This window comes from Piscinibacter sp. PDB1-1, from assembly GCF_056675995.1.
In genome coordinates this window covers 2,067,005-2,084,253 of record NZ_JBWVZJ010000001.1, presented here as the reverse complement: position 1 = coordinate 2,084,253, position 17,249 = coordinate 2,067,005, and the positions used below count along the sequence as shown (strand labels likewise).

Annotated in this window: 17 protein-coding genes; 13 read left to right on the top strand and 4 right to left on the bottom strand. The window is 66.1% G+C overall.

The features are described 5' to 3' along the window. Positions 1-151: 151 nt before the first annotated feature. Genes mrdA through AC1KAR_RS09610 form a run of 3 tightly spaced genes read left to right on the top strand, consistent with a single transcriptional unit; the run spans position 152 to position 4,372 of the window. Positions 152-2,296, top strand: coding sequence for a penicillin-binding protein 2 (gene mrdA / locus AC1KAR_RS09620; protein WP_480316868.1), 2,145 nt, complete (start codon positions 152-154; stop codon positions 2,294-2,296). Continuing rightward, positions 2,293-3,447, top strand: a complete 1,155-nt coding sequence (gene rodA / locus AC1KAR_RS09615) for a rod shape-determining protein RodA (RefSeq protein ID WP_480316866.1) — start codon at positions 2,293-2,295, stop codon at positions 3,445-3,447. The genes mrdA and rodA overlap by 4 nt, the downstream gene beginning before the upstream one ends. Positions 3,448-3,463: 16 nt before the next feature. Next, positions 3,464-4,372 (top strand): NAD(P)-dependent oxidoreductase, encoded by a 909-nt coding sequence (locus tag AC1KAR_RS09610; RefSeq protein ID WP_480316864.1) that lies wholly within the window; start codon positions 3,464-3,466, stop codon positions 4,370-4,372. A gap of 6 nt (positions 4,373-4,378) precedes the next feature. Here the strand turns inward: AC1KAR_RS09610 and AC1KAR_RS09605 are convergent, their stop codons facing one another. The 4 genes from AC1KAR_RS09605 to AC1KAR_RS09590 all read right to left on the bottom strand — a co-directional run bounded on the left by AC1KAR_RS09605 (position 4,379) and on the right by AC1KAR_RS09590 (position 8,322). Then, positions 4,379-5,452 carry a patatin-like phospholipase family protein gene (locus tag AC1KAR_RS09605; protein WP_480316862.1) on the bottom strand — a complete coding sequence of 358 codons (1,074 nt, stop codon included), beginning with the start codon at positions 5,450-5,452 and terminating at the stop codon, positions 4,379-4,381. Positions 5,453-5,516: 64 nt separating this feature from the next. Further along, positions 5,517-7,046 (bottom strand): sensor histidine kinase N-terminal domain-containing protein, encoded by a 1,530-nt coding sequence (locus AC1KAR_RS09600; protein ID WP_480316860.1) that lies wholly within the window; start codon positions 7,044-7,046, stop codon positions 5,517-5,519. Between the two features lie 95 nt (positions 7,047-7,141). After that, complete coding sequence (locus tag AC1KAR_RS09595) at positions 7,142-7,813, bottom strand: response regulator (RefSeq protein ID WP_480316858.1); 672 nt, start codon at positions 7,811-7,813, stop codon at positions 7,142-7,144. Between the two features lie 47 nt (positions 7,814-7,860). Beyond that, positions 7,861-8,322 (bottom strand): MarR family winged helix-turn-helix transcriptional regulator, encoded by a 462-nt coding sequence (locus tag AC1KAR_RS09590; RefSeq protein ID WP_480316856.1) that lies wholly within the window; start codon positions 8,320-8,322, stop codon positions 7,861-7,863. A gap of 130 nt (positions 8,323-8,452) precedes the next feature. Between AC1KAR_RS09590 and recA the strand changes: the two genes are divergently transcribed. The 10 genes from recA (at position 8,453) to AC1KAR_RS09540 (ending at position 17,247) form a co-directional block, all read left to right on the top strand. Continuing rightward, on the top strand, positions 8,453-9,547 hold the full coding sequence (recA, locus tag AC1KAR_RS09585) for a recombinase RecA (RefSeq protein WP_480316854.1): 1,095 nt from the start codon (positions 8,453-8,455) through the stop codon (positions 9,545-9,547). Between the two features lie 8 nt (positions 9,548-9,555). Beyond that, complete coding sequence (gene recX / locus AC1KAR_RS09580; protein WP_480316852.1) at positions 9,556-10,032, top strand: recombination regulator RecX; 477 nt, start codon at positions 9,556-9,558, stop codon at positions 10,030-10,032. Positions 10,033-10,146: 114 nt separating this feature from the next. After that, positions 10,147-10,743: a DUF2889 domain-containing protein gene (locus AC1KAR_RS09575; protein WP_480316850.1), complete on the top strand. Its 597-nt coding sequence runs from the start codon at positions 10,147-10,149 to the stop codon at positions 10,741-10,743. Positions 10,744-10,755: 12 nt separating this feature from the next. Next, positions 10,756-11,916, top strand: coding sequence for an ADP-forming succinate--CoA ligase subunit beta (gene sucC, locus AC1KAR_RS09570; RefSeq protein WP_480316848.1), 1,161 nt, complete (start codon positions 10,756-10,758; stop codon positions 11,914-11,916). Between the two features lie 17 nt (positions 11,917-11,933). After that, a complete protein-coding gene (gene sucD / locus AC1KAR_RS09565; protein ID WP_480316846.1) occupies positions 11,934-12,827 on the top strand; it encodes a succinate--CoA ligase subunit alpha in 894 nt (297 codons plus the stop codon). Between the two features lie 121 nt (positions 12,828-12,948). Further along, entirely contained in the window at positions 12,949-13,635 is a 687-nt protein-coding gene (locus AC1KAR_RS09560; protein WP_480316844.1) for a TerC family protein, read from the top strand. Positions 13,636-13,913: 278 nt separating this feature from the next. Beyond that, entirely contained in the window at positions 13,914-14,615 is a 702-nt protein-coding gene (locus AC1KAR_RS09555; protein ID WP_480316842.1) for a TerC family protein, read from the top strand. 18 nt (positions 14,616-14,633) lie between these two features. Next, the gene (locus AC1KAR_RS09550) at positions 14,634-15,083 is read left to right on the top strand and encodes a hypothetical protein (protein WP_480316840.1); all 450 of its coding nucleotides are present in this window, start codon (positions 14,634-14,636) and stop codon (positions 15,081-15,083) included. 75 nt (positions 15,084-15,158) lie between these two features. Beyond that, positions 15,159-16,421, top strand: coding sequence for a serine/threonine-protein kinase (locus AC1KAR_RS09545; RefSeq protein WP_480316838.1), 1,263 nt, complete (start codon positions 15,159-15,161; stop codon positions 16,419-16,421). Positions 16,422-16,464: 43 nt separating this feature from the next. After that, a complete protein-coding gene (locus AC1KAR_RS09540) occupies positions 16,465-17,247 on the top strand; it encodes a Stp1/IreP family PP2C-type Ser/Thr phosphatase (protein ID WP_480317821.1) in 783 nt (260 codons plus the stop codon). Positions 17,248-17,249: the final 2 nt, after the last annotated feature.

Genomic DNA, 17,249 nt, shown 5'->3' with positions numbered 1-17,249 from the left:
AGCTCTTCGCCAGGCACAAACAGCCCACTGGACTGTTTGTGTCCCGGCTCAGCCCCCGAGGGGCGTCACCTGGCGGACCGGCGGAGCCGGATCCGCGGGTGTTGTTTGAGGGGCGGCGTGGCTGCGCCCGCCTTGAGTTGCCGGAGGCGCTTTGACTGAACTGCGCAATGTCGAGCAGGAGCTGGGGCGGTTTCGCACCCGGCTGCTGGCGGCTGCGGCGTTCGTGTTGATCGCGTTCGGGCTGCTGGCCGCGCGGCTGGTGCTCCTGCAGGTGGTGCGTCACGACGAGTTGGCCACGCAGGCCGAGAACAATCGCATCGCGGTCGTGCCGATCGTGCCCAACCGGGGGTTGATCGTCGATCGCAACGGGGTGGTGCTGGCCAACAACTACTCGGCCTACACGCTGGAGATCATGCCCTCGAAGGTGGACGACGTCGAAGCCACCATCAACGCGCTCGAGGCCCTGATCGAGATCACGCCGCGCGACCGCCGGCGCTTCAAGCGGTTGATGGACGAGAGCAAGAGCTTCGAGTCGCTGCCGATCCGCACCAAGCTGAGCGACGAAGAGGTGGCGCGATTCACGGCGCAGCGCTTTCGCTTCCCCGGCGTGGACATCAAGGCACGGCTGTTTCGCAACTATCCGCTGGGCGACGTGGGCAGCCACCTGCTGGGCTACATCGGGCGCATCAACCAGACCGAGAAGGCCGCGATGGACGACTGGCCCGAGGAGCAGCTCGACAACTACCGTGGCACCGAATACATCGGCAAGCTCGGCGTGGAGCAAAGCTACGAGGCCGACCTGCACGGCACCACCGGCATCGAAGAGGTGGAAACGAGCGCGGGTGGCCGCGCCGTGCGGCGCCTCAAGAGCAACCCGCCGACGCCGGGTCACAAGCTGGTGATGTCGATCGACATCAAGCTGCAAGCCCTGGTGGAGCGGCTCTACGGCGGCCGGCGCGGCGCGCTGGTGGCAATCGACCCGCGCAATGGCGAGGTGCTCGCCTTCGTCAGCATGCCGACCTTCGACCCCAATCTGTTCGTCGACGGCATCGATGTCGAATCGTGGCGCGAGCTGAACGACTCCATCGACAAGCCCTTGCTGAACCGGGCCATGCGCGGCACCTACCCGCCCGGCTCCACCTTCAAACCCTTCATGGCGATGGCTGCGCTCAATACCGGCAAGCGCAGCGCGACGCAGGTGATCTTCGACGGTGGCAACTACCAGTTCGGCAACCACACGTTCCGCAGCCACGGCGACCATGGCCTCGGGCCGGTCGACATGACACGTGCGATCGCGTTGTCGAGCAACGTGTACTTCTATTCGCTGGCCAATGACCTGGGCGTGGACACCATCCACGACCAGCTCGAGCCCTTCGGATTCGGCCGGCGTACCGGCATCGACATCGAAGGCGAGCTGACCGGCCTGCTGCCCTCGACCGAATGGAAGAAGCGCTACTTCAAGCGGCCGGAGGCCAAGCGCTGGAACCCGGGCGACACGATCTCGCTGGGGATCGGGCAGGGCTACAACAACTTCACCATGCTGCAACTCGCCAGCGCCGTCTCCACGCTGGTCTCGGGCGGGCAGCGGTACAAGCCGCGGCTCGTGCGTGAGGTCGAGGACATCGTCACGCACGAGCGCCGCGAGGTCGCGCACGCGGCGCTCGACCCGCTGCTGCTGCAGCCCGAGCATGTGAAGGTGATCAAGAACGCGATGCAGCAGGTGACGACTGGTGGCACGGGCACGCGCGTGTTCGCCGGTGCCGGCTACGTGAGTGGCGGCAAGACCGGCACCGCGCAGGCCGTCGGCGTGAAGGCGAACGAGAAGTACAACGCCTCCAAGCTGGAGGAACACAAGCGCGACCACGCGCTGTACATCGCGTTCGCACCGGTCGAGGCACCGACGGTGGCACTGGCGGCGATCGTTGAGAACGCGGGCTTCGGCGCCGCCAGCGCGGCCCCCATCGCGCGGCGTGTGATGGATTACCTGCTGCTGGGTGTGTACCCGAGCGAAGAAGACATCCTGCTCACACAGGAAGGCAAGTCCGCTGCGCCGGTCGGTGTGCCGCGCTCGGTCGACGACGTACCGATCGTCGGCAGCGGCGCGCTGTCGGCCGCACTGAGCGTCGGCGGCGCGGGTGAGCTGATCCCGGTGGCGGCCGCGGGGAGTGCCGCGCCTGCATCGGGGGTGGCACAGGCTCGGGCATCGGCCTCGGCACCTGTATCGACGAGCGCATCGAGCGTCGGCGTGCGGTCGCCAGCGCGCCCTGCCAGCGCGGCATCGGGGGCGCGGCCATGAGCGCCACCTTCAGCAAACCCTCGCCGTGGCTGCGCTTGAAGCCCATCTTCACCGGCTTCGACGGCTATCTGCTCGTCGCGGTGCTGTGGCTCGCGGCCGTGGGCCTGGTCACGATGTACTCGGCCGGTTTCGACCACGGCACCCGCTTCGTCGATCACGGTCGCAACATGCTCCTGGCCGCCGGCATCATGTTCGTGGTGGCACAGGTGCCGCCGCAGCGGCTGATGCAACTCGCCGTGCCCCTGTACCTTGTCGGCGTCGCGCTGTTGATTGCGGTGGCGCTGTTCGGCATCACCAAGAAGGGCGCGACACGCTGGCTTTACGTGGGCATGGTGATCCAGCCGAGCGAGATTCTGAAGATTGCCGTGCCGTTGATGCTCGCGTGGTGGTTCCAGAAGCGCGAAGGCCACCTGCGTGCGCCTGACTTCGTGGTGGCGCTGCTGCTGCTGGCCGTGCCGGTGGGGCTGATCGTCAAGCAGCCCGATCTCGGCACCGCGATCCTGGTGCTCTCGGCGGGCATCTTCGTGATCTTCTTCGCGGGGCTGTCGTGGAAGCTCATCCTCCCGGTGCTCTTCGTAGGAGTGGTGGCCATCGCGGCGCTGATCCTGTCGGAAGACCGGATCTGCCAGCCCGGCGTGGAGTGGCACGTGTTGCACGAGTACCAGAAGAACCGGGTGTGCACCCTGCTCGACCCGACGACCGACCCGCTGGGCAAGGGCTTCCACATCTTGCAGGGCATGATCGCCATCGGCTCGGGCGGTCTGTCGGGCAAGGGCTTCATGAAGGGCACGCAGACGCACCTCGAGTTCATCCCCGAGCGCACCACCGACTTCATCTTCGCCGCCTTCTCCGAAGAGTTCGGCCTTGCGGGCTTCGCGGTGCTGCTGTTCGGGTTCATCTTCCTGATCTTCCGCGGGCTGATGATCGCGGCCGAAGCGCCTACGGTGTTCTCGCGCCTGCTGGCCGGCGCCATCACGCTCAGCTTCTTCACCTACGCGTTCGTCAACATGGGCATGGTGAGCGGCATCCTGCCGGTGGTGGGCGTGCCGCTGCCCTTCATCAGCTACGGCGGCACGGCGATGGTGACGCTCGGGCTCGGGCTGGGCATCCTGATGTCGATCTCGCGCAGCCGCGGCTACATGCAGCGCTGAGGCGCCGAGTGCAGCCGTGGCCACGCCGCACCTATCCGAGTCCAGCGGCCTGCCCATGGCCCGCGTAGGCATCATCGGCGTGGGCAACATGGGCGGCGCGATGGCCGAGCGGCTGCTCTCGCTCGGTTACCTCGTCGCGGTGAACGACATCGACCCGCAGCGCGAAGCGCAGGCCGTCGGCCTTGGCGCAATGGCATGCAGCACACCCGCGGGCCTGGCCGCTTCGAGTGACGTGGTGATCGTGTCCGTGGTCGATGCGGCGCAGACCCAGTCGGTGCTGTTCGGCCCGAACGGCGCGATGGCCGCGCTCGCTGCGGGCCGTGCCGTGATGCTTTGCCCCACCATCGCGCCGGCCGAGACCGAGCGCATCGTTGATAGCCTGGCGCAGCGAGGCATCGACTGGCTCGATGCTCCGATGTCCGGCGGCCCGCAACGCGCGCGCGACGGCAGCATGAGCCTCATGCTCGCCTGCCCGCAGGCCGTGCTCGCGCGTCACCGTGCCTTGATCGACACCTTGTCGTCCAAGGTGTTCCACATCAGCGAACGGCCGGGCGATGGCGCCCGTACCAAGCTCGTCAACAACCTGCTGGCGGGCATCCACCTAGCGGGCGCGGCCGAGGCCATGGTGCTGGCTGAACGCATGGGCCTGAACCTGCCACGCACGCTGGCGGTGATCGAGCAATCGAGCGGGCAGAGCTGGATCGGCAGCGATCGCATGCGCCGCGCCGTGATGGGTGACTATGCACCGCGTGCCCACACGACCCTGCTGAAGAAAGACACGCACCTCGCGCTCGGCATGGCGCGCGAGGCGGGCGCCGCCACGCCGTTGGGGGAGCAAGCCGCGGCGTTGTTCGCACGCGCCTGCGAGAGCGGTTTCGCCGCGATGGACGACGCCAGCCTGTTCGAGATGCTGCGCCGGCGCTGAACGCGCTCAGCCGCTCTTGCGGCGCTGTGGCCGGCGCAGGAACTCACGCTCCAGGTCGACGCTGCTGCGCACGCCTATGTCGCCCTTGTGCTTGGCCAGCCAGGTGTCGGCCGTCTTGCGCCCCAGTTCGAACAGTCCCTCCAGGAACGCCCGGTCGGTGTTGAACTTGGAGTTGGCTCCGAGCGGCCCCATCTCGGCATCGTCGGCAATCATGTGCACTCGCAGGTCCTTGTACTTGCCCGGGTCGAGGTGGCCCTCCCGCACCAGCCGCGACACGAAGGCGATGGCGCGCATCTCGGCGATCAGTGTGGCGTTGAAGGTGATCTCGCTCACGCGGTCGATGATCTCCTCGCTGCGCGTGGGCGTGGTCTCGCGCGCGAGCGGGTTGATGCGCACGAGAAGGATGTCCAGTGCCTCGGTGTTGTAGATCAACGGGTAGATGGCCGGGTTGCCGCTGTAGCCGCCGTCCCAGAAGGGTTCGCCGTCGATGGTGATCGCCTGGAACAGGAAGGGCAGGCAGGCGGAGGCGAGCAGAACCTCGATCGACAGCTCGCGGCCTGTGAACACGCGCGCCTGGCCGGTGGTCACGCTGGTGGCGGTGATGAACAGGTTGAGCGGGCTGCGGTGCAGCGCCGTCTCGTCGACATGGCGGCGCAGCACGTCGCGCAGCGGGTTCAGGTTGAGGGGGTTGAACTCATAGGGGCTGAACGAGCGGAAGAACGCGCTGATCCACTGATAGCCTGGGAGTTTGTCGAACTGCAGCGTGTCATTGAATGCCTGCCGCTGCGCGTTCGAGAAGGGCGAGAAGATCGAGCCGGAGCGGCTCACGTCGCGCCAGAACTCGGCCAGTGCTTCACGCGCGCCTTCGCGCTTGCCCTTCTGGAAGCCGGTGGCCATCACCGCGGCATTGAGCGCGCCGGCGCTCGTGCCAGACACCCCTTTGAAAGCGACTTGGTCATCTTCGAGCAGCCTGTCGAGCACGCCCCACGTGAAGGCGCCGTGCGAGCCGCCGCCTTGCAGGGCCAGGTCGACGGCGCGTGGCGCACTGGGGTCGGGCTGTGCTTCCCGTGGTGCGGGCATGGGCAGACTCCTTCTGTGGTCGAGGCCAGTCTATGCGCCCGAATGCTGCACTGCAGCGCGAGGGTCAATGCGCGGTGCCGCCCGGTGGCCGAGGATTCGCGGCCGGAAAGCGCACCGTGAAGCGCGCGCCCGGGCCGAACGCTGCACCGCCGTGGTCGGCGAGCATGCCGATGCGGTGACGCAGGTTCGCGTCTTCCAGCGCAATCTCGGCATGGTGCGCCTGCGCGATCTCGCGCACGATCGCCAGACCCAACCCGGAGCCATCGACTTGCGTGCCGAGGGACCGGTAGAAGGGGAGGAAAACCTTGTCGCGCTCGGCCGGGGCGATGCCGGGGCCTGAATCCTCCACCTGCAGCACGACGACCTGACCGAACGGGTCGTCGACCACGCGCACCGTGACCGTGCCGCCCTCCGGCGTGTACTGAAGGGCGTTGTCGACGAGGTTGCGCGCGAGCTCGCGCAGCAGCACGGGCTGGCCGCGCACCATCAGCGCGTCGGGGTGCTGGCTGCCGTTGGCGGGCCCTTCGTACCCCAGGTCGATGCGCTTCTCGAGCGCACGCGGCACGAAGTCGCGCACCACCTCGGTGGCCACACGGGCGAGGTTGGTGTCCTGGAGGTTCTGTGTCTGCGAGGCATCCTCGGCACGCGCCATCGCGAGCAACTGGTTGACCATGCGCGCTGCGCGTTGGCTGCTGCGCGCAATCTGCTGCAGCGACTTCTTCAGGGCCTGCGGGTCGTGCTGACCGGCATCGATCTCGCGTTGCGCCAGCTCGGCCTGCGTGCGCAGGCCCGCCAGCGGCGTCTTGAGTTGGTGGGCTGCGTCGGCCAGGAAGTGCTTCTGCGTGCCGATGCTGCGGTCCAGCCGCGCGAGCAGGTCGTTGATGGCTCGCACCAGGGGCGCCACCTCTTCCGGCACTTCTCGCTCGTTGATGGGGCTCAGGTCGTGGCTTTCACGGTGGCGGATGCGCTGCTGGAGTTCATGCAGCGGCTTGATGCCACGCACCAACGCCAGCCACACCAGCAGCACCGCCAGCGGCAGGATCACGAACTGCGGCAGCATCACGCCCTTGATGATCTCGGTGGCCAGGCGCGAGCGCTTGCCCAGCGTTTCGCCCACTTGAACCAGAACCGGTTGGGCAGAAGGCGACTCCGGCGGCACGACCCAAACGTAGGCCACGCGGACCGTCGTGCCGCCCACCTCGTCGTCACGAAACCGAAGCTGGCCGGCAGTGGCGCGGTCTTCGTCACCCGTGACCGGTGCGGGCAGCGCGCGTTCGCCGCTCAGCAGCTCGCCGCGAAGGCCCAGCACCTGGTAGTAGAGCGTGTCGGCCTCGTCGGCACGCAGCAGGTCGGCCGTGCTGCGCGTGAGCGTGAACTGCGCCCGCGCGCTGCCGTCGGCCAGTTGCTGCACGCTCACCTGCTGCGAGAGCAGGCGTGCCATTTCACCGAGCTGGCGGTCGAACGGCTTGTTGGCAATGCCCTGCGCGACCAGCCACGTGAGCACCACGCTCATGGGCCACAGCAGCAGCAGCGGCGCGAGCATCCAGTCGAGGATCTCGCCAAACAGGGAGCGTTGTTCGCGCGGGAATCCCATGGGCTATGGCCCCCCCGACGCTTCGCTCCTGCCCAGGGGCTCCGACTCTGCGCCCGATGGGCGTCTCGCGTCGCTCACGCAAGGGCTGCGAACGGTCATCCGGGGATTTTTTCCAGGCAGTAGCCGAGGCCGCGCACGGTTGCAATGCGCACGGGGCCCTGCTCGATCTTCTTGCGCAGCCGGTGGATGTAGACCTCGATCGCGTTGTTGCTCACCTCTTCGCCCCATTCGCACAGGCGCTCCACCAGGTGGTCCTTGCTCACCAGCCGGCCCGAGCGCTGCAGCAGCGCTTCAAGGAGGCTCAGCTCGCGCGCCGAGAGTTCGATCATCTGGTCATTGATGTAGGCCACGCGGCCGGTGGCATCGAAGGTCAGCGGCCCGTGCTTGATGAGGCTGGAGGCCGTGCCCAGCCCGCGCCGCGTGAGCGCGCGCACGCGCGCTTCGAGCTCCTGCAGCGAGAACGGCTTGGCCATGTAGTCGTCGGCACCGAGGTCCAACCCTTTGACGCGCTGCTCCACGCTGTCGGCTGCTGTGAGGATCAGCACCGGCACCGTGGCGCCGCGCGCGCGCAGCTTGCGCAGCACCTCCAGGCCGTGCATCTTGGGCAGGCCGAGGTCGAGGATCAGCAGATCGAATTCATGCGAACCGAGCGCGGCATCGGCCTCGGTGCCGCTGGCCACCGCATCGACCGCATAGCCCGAGTTGCGCAGGGTGCGCAAGAGCCCGTCGGCCAGGACCTGATCGTCTTCGGCAATCAGTATCCGCATTGCTGTCTCCTGGTGGCTCCGCGGTGCGTGCGGCGTGTCGTCGGATTCTATTGAAGTGCGTAGGCTTCCAGACCCAGGGCGACCACTGTGGCCACCTCGGCGCCAAGCTCGTCGCGGAACTCGAGATCGGCCTGCGCCACCGCCTGCTCGAAGGCCGCCAGCCAGGCCAGCCCGGTGGGTGTGAAGCGCACCAGGCGGGCCCGTTTGTCGCGGCTGTCGGGCTCGCGCTTCACCAACCCCCAGGCCTCGCATTGGTCGACCAGGTCGCCCATGGCCTGCTTGCTCATGCCGGCCTGCTCGGCCAGGTCGGTGAGGCGCGAGCCCTCCAGCGCCAGGTGTCGCGTGATGTGGATGTGGGCTGCGCTCACCTGCGCGCGCGCCGCCAGGTTGGAGAGCGCGAGCGGCACCTCCACATTGCGCGCCATCAGGGCCAGCACGCGCTCGTCGAAGCGGCGCATCGCATGGCCCAGCAAACGGCCGAGGTGGGTTTGTCTCCAATCGCCAGACATCTATCGATAGTAAGGCAAACTGACCATAAAGTGGGTTTACTTTGATCTACAAGCCTCGCAGAATGCTGTTCATTCATCCAGCCTGTTGTTATGAGCAGGCTCTAACTGATTGATTCACAAGGAGATTCTCATGGACGCACCCGTCAAGGCACTGAACACCGAAAAGGCCAAGGCCCTGCAAGCCGCTCTGGCCCAGATCGAAAAGCAGTTCGGCAAGGGCTCGATCATGAAGCTCGGCGAGGGCGAGAAGATCGAGGACATCGAGGTCGTCTCCACCGGCTCGCTGGGGCTGGACATCGCCCTCGGCGTCGGCGGCCTGCCGCGCGGCCGGGTGGTCGAGATCTACGGCCCGGAGTCGTCGGGCAAGACCACGCTCACGCTGCAAGTCATCGCGCAAATGCAAAAGCTGGGCGGCACCTGCGCCTTCATCGATGCCGAGCATGCGCTCGACACCTCGTACGCGCAAAAGCTCGGCGTCAACCTGCAAGAGATGCTGATCAGCCAGCCCGACACCGGCGAGCAGGCGCTCGAGATCGTTGACGCGCTGGTGCGCTCGGGCTCGGTCGACCTGGTCGTCATCGACTCGGTGGCCGCGCTCACGCCCAAGGCCGAAATCGAAGGCGAGATGGGTGACTCGCTGCCCGGCCTGCAGGCGCGGCTCATGAGCCAGGCGCTGCGCAAGCTCACCGCCACCATCAAGAAGACCAACACCATGGTCATCTTCATCAACCAGATCCGCATGAAGATCGGCGTGATGTTCGGTTCGCCCGAAACCACGACCGGCGGCAACGCGCTCAAGTTCTACGCCTCGGTGCGCCTGGACATCCGCCGCATCGGCAGCATCAAGAAGGGCGAAGAGGTCATCGGCAACGAGACCAAGGTGAAGGTCGTCAAGAACAAGGTGTCCCCCCCGTTCAAGACGGCCGAGTTCGACATCCTCTATGGCCAAGGCATCAGCCGTGAAGGCGAGGTGATCGACATGGGCGTCGACGCCAAGATCCTGGAAAAGAGCGGCTCCTGGTTCGCCTACAACGGCGAGAAGATCGGCCAGGGCAAGGACAACGCCCGCGAGTTCCTGCGCGAGAACCCGGTGCTGGCCGTGGAGATCGAGAACAAGGTGCGCGACGCCATGGGCATCCCGCTGCTGCCTTCCGATGGCGATGCCGAAGCGCCTGCACCGACCAGGAAATCACGCGCCGCCAAGGAGGCGGCCGCGCAGGAGTAAGCCCGCGCATGAGGCCGCGCCTGTCGCTCAAGGGACGAGCGCTGCAGATCCTGGCGCAGCGCGAGCACAGCCTCAGCGAGATGCGGCGCAAGCTGCTGTCGCATGCGAAAGAGTCGCATGCGCAAGACGAGCCCGATGCCATCGAGCAGGTGCACGCCGTGCTCGACTGGCTGGTGGCCCAGCGCTACCTGTGCGAAGAGCGCTTCGCCGAAAGCCGCGTGAACGCCCGCGCCGCGCGCTACGGCAATCTGCGCATCCGCATGGAGCTGGCCCGGCACGGCGTGGCGCTCAGCGACGCTGCCGCGTCGGCGCTCAAACTCAGCGAGCTCGACCGCGCCCGCGAGGTCTGGCAGCGCAAGTTCGGTGAACCGGCGGTCGACGCCGCCGAGCGTGCTCGGCAGATGCGCTTCCTCGCCGGGCGGGGCTTTTCAAGCGAGGTGATCCGCCGCGTCATACAAGGAGCCGCGTCCATCGACGGGGACTGAAGACCGCACTTCCGTTTCATATCGTGGCGATATGCGGTGCTACATTTCTAGGGTTTGCCATGAGGGCCAACGGCCTTCCGGCCGCCACCATCCCCTTCGCTGTCCCCCGCTTCAATGGCTTTGCCCCCCGCCGCGCCCGAGCGCCAGCTCAAGCACAGCCGCCGCATCGACGTCCAGGTCTTTGCGCGTGGGGGCGGCCTGTGGGAGGTCGACGCCGTCATCAGCGACGTCAAGACGCGCGACACGCAACTCACCGAAAGCGTGCGACGTGCCGGCGAACCCATCCACGACATGCTGCTGCGCCTCGTCATCGACGAGCGCTTCAACATCCTGCAGGCGGGCTCCGAGACGCGGGCCATGCCCTACCCCGGCGAATGCGACGACCATGGTGATGCCTACCAGGCGCTGGTCGGGCTCAACCTGCTCAAGGGCTTTCGCTTTGCGGTGGCGGAGCGGCTCGGCGGCGTCGCCGGCTGCACCCACATCACCGAGCTCACGCAGGTTTTGCCCACTGCCGTGGTGCAGGCGTTCGCCGGCGACGTGATCGACACGCGCGGCGAAGCGGCCGATGCGCGCCAACCCTTCCAGCTCGACCGTTGTCATGCCCTGCGCACCGATGGCAACGCCGTGCGCCTCCATTACCCGCGCTGGTACAAGCCCGGCGCGTCCAAGTTCCCACCCGCCCGCAACCGTTCCCAGAACACTGAGTGAAGAGAGTCAGCGATGAAAATTCATGAGTACCAAGGCAAGGAAATCCTGCGCCAGGCCGGCGTGCCGGTTCCCCGGGGCTACCCGGCGTTCAGCGTGCAAGAGGCGAGCGAAGCCGCCCAGAAGCTGGGCGGCCCGGTGTGGGTGGTGAAGGCCCAGATCCACGCGGGTGGTCGCGGCAAGGGCGGCGGCGTCAAGCTCGCCAAGTCGCTCGACGATGTGAAGAAGCTGTCGGGTGAGATCCTCGGCATGCAGCTCAAGACCCACCAGACCGGCCCCGAAGGCCAGAAGGTGCGCCGCCTGTACATCGAAGAAGGCGCGGACATCAAGAACGAGCTTTATGTGTCGCTGGTCACCGACCGCGCCACGCAGAAGGTCGCGCTGATCGCCTCCAGCGAAGGCGGCATGGACATCGAAGAGGTGGCCCATTCGACGCCCGAGAAGATCATCACGGAGATGATCGATCCGCTGGCGGGCCTGACCGTCGAGCAGAGCAAGAAAGTGGCTGCAGCCATCGGCCTGACCGGTGCGTCGGTGGACCAGGCTGTCGACGTGTTCGCCAAGCTCTACAAGTGCTACATGGACACCGACGCGTCGCTCGTCGAGATCAACCCGCTGAACTGCGACAGCAAGGGCAACCTGATTGCGCTGGACGCCAAGTTCAACTTCGACGCAAACGCACTGTTCCGCCACCCCGAGATCGTGGCCTACCGCGACCTCGACGAGGAAGACCCGGCCGAAGTCGAAGCCAGCAAGTTCGACTTGGCGTACATCAGCCTCGACGGCAACATCGGCTGCCTGGTCAACGGCGCCGGCCTCGCGATGGCCACGATGGACACCATCAAGCTCTTCGGCGGCGAGCCGGCCAACTTCCTCGACGTCGGCGGTGGCGCCACGGCCGAGAAGGTCACCGAAGCCTTCAAGATCATGCTGAAGAACAAGGCCGTCAAGGGGATCCTGGTCAACATCTTCGGCGGCATCATGAAGTGCGACACCATCGCCACCGGCGTGATCACCGCCTGCAAGGCCGTGAACCTCTCCGTGCCGCTGGTCGTGCGCATGAAGGGCACCAACGAAGACCTGGGCAAGAAGATGCTGGCCGAATCCGGCCTGCCGATCATCAGCGCAGACACGATGGCCGAGGCCGCGACGAAGATCGTCGCCGCCGTGAAGTAAGCCCAGGAGCACACAACATGTCGATCTACATCAACAAAGACACCAAGGTCATCACCCAAGGCATCACGGGCAAGACCGGCCAGTTCCACACCCTCGGCTGCCAGGCTTACGCGAACGGCAAGAACGCCTTCGTGGCGGGCGTGAACCCGAAGAAGGCGGGCGAGAAGTTCTCGGACATCCCCATCTACGGCACTGTCAAGGAAGCCGCCCAGCAAACCGGCGCCACCGTCTCGGTGATCTACGTGCCGCCCGCGGGCGCCGCCGCCGCGATCTGGGAAGCCGTCGAGGCCGACCTCGACCTGGCCATCTGCATCACCGAAGGCATTCCTGTGCGCGACATGCTCGAAGTGCGCAACAAGATGAAGGCCAAGGAAGCCAAGGGCGGCAAGAAGACGCTGCTGCTCGGCCCCAACTGCCCGGGCCTCATCACCCCTGACGAAATCAAGATCGGCATCATGCCGGGCCACATCCACCGCAAGGGCCGCGTGGGTGTCGTCTCGCGCTCCGGCACGCTGACCTACGAAGCCGTAGCACAGCTCACCGAGCTGGGCATTGGCCAGTCGAGCGCAGTCGGTATCGGCGGCGACCCGATCAACGGCCTGAAGCACATCGACGTGATGCAGGCCTTCAACGACGACCCCGACACCGATGCCGTGATCATGATCGGCGAGATCGGTGGCCCCGACGAAGCCGATGCGGCGCGTTGGTGCAAGGCCAACATGAAGAAGCCGATCGTCGGCTTCATCGCGGGCGTCACCGCCCCTCCGGGCAAGCGCATGGGCCACGCCGGTGCGCTGATCTCCGGCGGCGCCGACACGGCCGATGCCAAGCTCGCCATCATGGAAGAGTGCGGCTTCACCGTCACGCGCAATCCGTCGGAAATGGGCCGGCTGCTCAAGGGCCTGCTCTGATCGTGCAGGCGGTCCGTACTACTACGCACGTGGTGGTTCGGGCCCCTTTCTAGAATCCACGGCAGCTCGACAAGGAAGGCCCCGCGCGGCCTTTCCAACCCATCCTACAAGCGGGCCCTGCATGGATTTCACTTCTGCCGCTTTCTGGGCTGCACTCGGCTCGATCATCCTCGCCAACATCATCCTCTCGGGTGACAACGCGGTGGTGATTGCGCTTGCCGCGCGCTCGTTGCCGGCAGAGCAGCAGAAGAAGGCCATCTTCTGGGGCAGCGCCGCGGCGATCGTGATGCGCATCGTGCTCACCTTGATCGCGGTCGAAATGCTGAAGTGGCCGTATCTCAAGATCGTCGGTGCCTTGCTGCTGGTCTACATCGGCATCTCGTTGCTGAACGAGGACGAAGGCGACGGCGACGAGCACAAGGAATCGGGCGGCATGATGGCCGCGATCCGCACCATCCTCGTCGCCGACCTGGTGATGAGCCTCGACAACGTGCTGGCCGTGGCGGCCGCGGCCAAGGGCAACACGCCCCTGCTCGTGATCGGCCTGGCCGTGAGCATCCCCCTGATCGTGTTCGGCAGCACCTTGTTGCTCAAGGTCATGGAGCGCTTCCCGTTCATCATCACCTTGGGCGCGGCCTTGCTCGGCTTCCTGGCCGGCGAGATGCTCCTGACCGACCCCGCCGTCACCGCTCGCTTCGGCGAGCTTTCGCACCAGGTCGTCAACCTGGCGGGCGCAGTGGGCGCCGTCATCGTGGTCTCGGTGGGGCTCTGGCTGCAGCGTCGTTCACAGAATCGAGCGGCTGATTGACGATCCACGCAACCGGCAGCTACAGCCCCAGCCTATAATTTTCGCTTGAAGGGGAGTAGCTCGACCCGCCCGCTGAGTTCAGTTCAGCGGCCCCCGGGTTGCAGCAAGCCGTCAATACGAAGCGATGCTTCCGGTTTGCTGGGCGATAACAACCACTCCAGCCGAGCAAGACCTTCGATGCAAGCCGATTGACGGCAGGCTCGAAGGCGACCCCATTTCCTCCGTGTCCTGTCTCCACCCGGTTTGCACCGTTTGTCGTGCAACTCCTCTGGACACACATGGAACTCTTCTCTTCCGCCTGGTTTTCCGCCCTGCTGGCGATCATCCTGATCGACCTCGTTCTGGCCGGCGACAACGCCATCGTCATTGCGCTCGCTGCGCGCAGCCTTCCCTCGCACTTGCAGAAGAAGGCGATCCTGTGGGGCACCGTCGGTGCCATCGCCGTGCGCGCCACGATGACGGTGGGCGTCGTTTGGCTGCTGCAGATCCCCGGCCTGATGGCCATCGGTGGCGTGGGCCTGGTCTGGATCGCCTACAAGCTTCTTGCGCAGCAATCCGGTCATGACGAAGGTGCGCACGCGCCTGCTGCCAATACTTTCTGGGGCGCGATGAAGACCATCGTGATTGCGGATGCACTCATGGGTATCGACAACGTGCTGGGCGTGGCCGGTGCCGCCCACGGCGATTTCGCGCTGGTCGTGATCGGCCTGCTGATCAGCGTACCGATCGTGGTGTGGGGCAGCACCCTGGTGCTCAAACTCGTGGAGCGCTTCCCGGTGATCATCTACATTGGTGCAGCCGTCCTGGCATACACCGCCGGCCACATGATCGTGAGCGAACCGCTGCTGGACAACGTCTTCGATGCCAGCCTCACCCGCCGCCTGGCGACGTATGCCGTGCTCATCGTCGGTGTGTTGGCGGCCGGTTGGTGGAGCACCCGTCGCGCTGCGGTGGCCGAGCGCCCGACGTCAACCACGTGATCCTCGAGGAGGCATTCGATGGAAAAGATCGCAGTGTTCCTGAATGACGCAGCGCACGCGCAGGCGGTGCTGGAGCGGCTGGCGCACAGCGGTGCGCCCAGCCACTGGATCATGGTCGCGTGCCCTCCCACACTCACGCGACACATCGGGCGCTGGGTCTCGGCGCCTGCCCGGGCGCAGTGGCGCGAGCGGTGGTCGAGCGATTTGTTCGCCCAGGTCGAGCCGTTGCTCAAGACCCACCCTGGCGCCCGCGTCGAGAAAATGCAGGCCAAGCGGCCGTTGATCGAAGTGGCGACCCGTTTGGATGAGCGCCATGGCGGCATCAAGGTGGTCGATGCGCGTCGGCCCCGGCTGGGCCGCCCGGCCGAACTGCTGTCCGCAGATCAGCCTGACCCGGCGATCAGCCGGTGGGCGTATCCGGTGGCTGTCACGACCGGCTTGAGTGCCATGCTGGCTCTGGCTGACTGACAGTCCTGACAGGGGGCTGCGCCTACCCCCTGTGATAAGGTCCCCTCCGGTGCAGCCGGGAGTTGACCCCAGGACATGGGCAAAGAATTGGTCGGGACGCTGAGCCTCACGGGTGTGCTGCTGCTTCTGGTGGCCGCCCATCTCGTCTGGGTTCTGCCGCGCCTTCGGCCTTCGCTACATGTCGCTGCTTCGGTGCTGTTGGGGGTGCTCGCTGGCACCATTGCGTGGCTGGTGCCGGAACACTCGCGGTCCGCCGTGTCGTGTGCACTTGTCGCCCTGCTGTTTGGGCACCTCGGCCTGTGGCTCGGCGCACGCAGGCCTGTCCTCGCGGCCGATGCTTCACCAGCCCGGGTGGGGGCCGCGCCGCCGTCATCGACACCCAGCACGGCATCTCCTCAGCCCTTTCTGGGCCGCTACCAGGTCGAACGCGAAGTCGGGCGCGGTGCCATGGGCGCGGTGTACGTCGGTCGCGATCCGAAGATCGGCCGACAGGTCGCGATCAAGACACTGGCACTCAGCAAGGAGTTTGCCGGCGAGGCACTTGACGAAGCACGGCAGCGATTCTTTCGTGAGGCGGAGACCGCCGGCCGCCTGCACCATGCGGATATCGTCACCATCTACGATGCGGGCGAAGACCAAGGGCTGGCGTTCATCGCAATGGAGCTGCTCAAAGGTGAGAACCTCGAGCACTTCACGCAGCCGCAGCGGCTACTGCCCGTAGCTACCGTCTTGAGCGTGGCCGCGCGGGTCGCCGATGCGCTCGGCTACGCGCACAGCCAGGGCGTGGTGCACCGGGACGTCAAACCCGCCAACGTCATGCTCGACCTCGACGGTGGCGTGGTGAAGGTCACCGACTTCGGAATCGCGCGCGTCACCGACTCGAGTCGTACAAGGACGGGCATGGTGCTGGGTACGCCCTCTTTCATGTCGCCTGAGCAGCTGGCGGGGCGCCGAGTCGATGGGCGCAGCGATCTCTACTCGTTGGGCGTGATGCTCTTTCAGCTTCTCACAGGGCGATTGCCGCATGAAGCGGCCACTATGGCTGCATTGATGCACGAAATTGCCAATGCACCTGCTCCAGATTTGCTCAGCCTTCGCCCCGAGGTGCCAGAAAGCCTCGCCCGAACCGTTGCGGCCCTTCTGGAGAAGGGCCCAGAGGCTCGCCCTGCAAGTGGTCAACAACTCGCATTCGAGTTGCGTGAGATCGTGCGCCAGATGGAGGCGACGGGGCTGCAGCCCGCACCACCATTGGAATCGGCGAGCCCCCCCGATTCCAGCGGATTCGCCGCGACCGTGAAAATGGATCGAGCCGATACAGGGCACAATTCCGGTCTCTGATGGGTTCTCAGCCTCGATGAATCTCCCCGTGCTCGCCTCCGCCATGTCGCTCGAGTATTTCAGTGCCACAGACACCGGTCGCGCTCGGAACAACAACGAGGACTCGATCGCCGTCCATGAAGCGGCCGGTTTGGTCGTTCTCGCCGACGGCATGGGCGGCTATAACGCCGGCGAAGTCGCGAGCGGCATGGCCACCTCGTTCATCAAGAGCGAACTCGGCCGCTGGCTGCAAGAGGCGTCGGGCAATGCGACAGATACAGACGTGCGTCGCGCGATGGACATCTGCGTCGACAACGCCAACCGCGCCATCTTCAACGCAGCCAATTCGAATCCGCAGTACGCCGGCATGGGGACCACGCTCGTGGTCGGTGCCTTCCGCGATGGCCGGTTGCTGATGGGCCACGTGGGCGACTCGCGCGGCTACCGCTTCCGTGCGAGCCGGCTGACGCAGATCACGCACGACCACTCCTTGTTGCAAGAGCAGATCGACTCGGGTCTCATCACGCCGGAGCAGGCTGCGTTCTCCACCAACAAGAACCTCGTGACGCGAGCCGTGGGTGTCGAGGACACCGTGTTGCTCGAAACCCACCTGCACGACATCATGCCGGGGGACATCTACCTGTTGTGCTCCGACGGCTTGTCCGACATGCTGGATGACGAGAGCATCGCCCAGGTTTTGCAGGCGCACGATTCGCTGGAAGAGGCCGGCGCTGGCCTCATCGACGCGGCGAACGACGCGGGTGGAAAGGATAATATCGCGGTGGTGTTGGTGCGGGTGCGCGGGCAAAGCAGCCCGGCCCGCTCGTGGTGGCCGTTCAGGCGCTGAGT

Excerpts from the sequence above, each read along its gene's own strand:
- sucC (WP_480316848.1), top strand. The coding sequence starts at position 10,756 with ATGAAAATTCATGAGTACCAAGGCAAGGAAATCCTGCGCCAGGCCGGC.
- AC1KAR_RS09590 (WP_480316856.1), bottom strand. The coding sequence starts at position 8,322 with ATGTCTGGCGATTGGAGACAAACCCACCTCGGCCGTTTGCTGGGCCAT.
- recX (WP_480316852.1), top strand. The coding sequence starts at position 9,556 with ATGAGGCCGCGCCTGTCGCTCAAGGGACGAGCGCTGCAGATCCTGGCG.
- AC1KAR_RS09595 (WP_480316858.1), bottom strand. The coding sequence starts at position 7,813 with ATGCGGATACTGATTGCCGAAGACGATCAGGTCCTGGCCGACGGGCTC.
- AC1KAR_RS09600 (WP_480316860.1), bottom strand. The coding sequence starts at position 7,046 with ATGGGATTCCCGCGCGAACAACGCTCCCTGTTTGGCGAGATCCTCGAC.
- AC1KAR_RS09605 (WP_480316862.1), bottom strand. The coding sequence starts at position 5,452 with ATGCCCGCACCACGGGAAGCACAGCCCGACCCCAGTGCGCCACGCGCC.
- AC1KAR_RS09540 (WP_480317821.1), top strand. The coding sequence starts at position 16,465 with ATGTCGCTCGAGTATTTCAGTGCCACAGACACCGGTCGCGCTCGGAAC.
- recA (WP_480316854.1), top strand. The coding sequence starts at position 8,453 with ATGGACGCACCCGTCAAGGCACTGAACACCGAAAAGGCCAAGGCCCTG.
- AC1KAR_RS09575 (WP_480316850.1), top strand. The coding sequence starts at position 10,147 with ATGGCTTTGCCCCCCGCCGCGCCCGAGCGCCAGCTCAAGCACAGCCGC.
- AC1KAR_RS09545 (WP_480316838.1), top strand. The coding sequence starts at position 15,159 with ATGGGCAAAGAATTGGTCGGGACGCTGAGCCTCACGGGTGTGCTGCTG.
- AC1KAR_RS09555 (WP_480316842.1), top strand. The coding sequence starts at position 13,914 with ATGGAACTCTTCTCTTCCGCCTGGTTTTCCGCCCTGCTGGCGATCATC.
- rodA (WP_480316866.1), top strand. The coding sequence starts at position 2,293 with ATGAGCGCCACCTTCAGCAAACCCTCGCCGTGGCTGCGCTTGAAGCCC.
- sucD (WP_480316846.1), top strand. The coding sequence starts at position 11,934 with ATGTCGATCTACATCAACAAAGACACCAAGGTCATCACCCAAGGCATC.
- AC1KAR_RS09550 (WP_480316840.1), top strand. The coding sequence starts at position 14,634 with ATGGAAAAGATCGCAGTGTTCCTGAATGACGCAGCGCACGCGCAGGCG.
- AC1KAR_RS09560 (WP_480316844.1), top strand. The coding sequence starts at position 12,949 with ATGGATTTCACTTCTGCCGCTTTCTGGGCTGCACTCGGCTCGATCATC.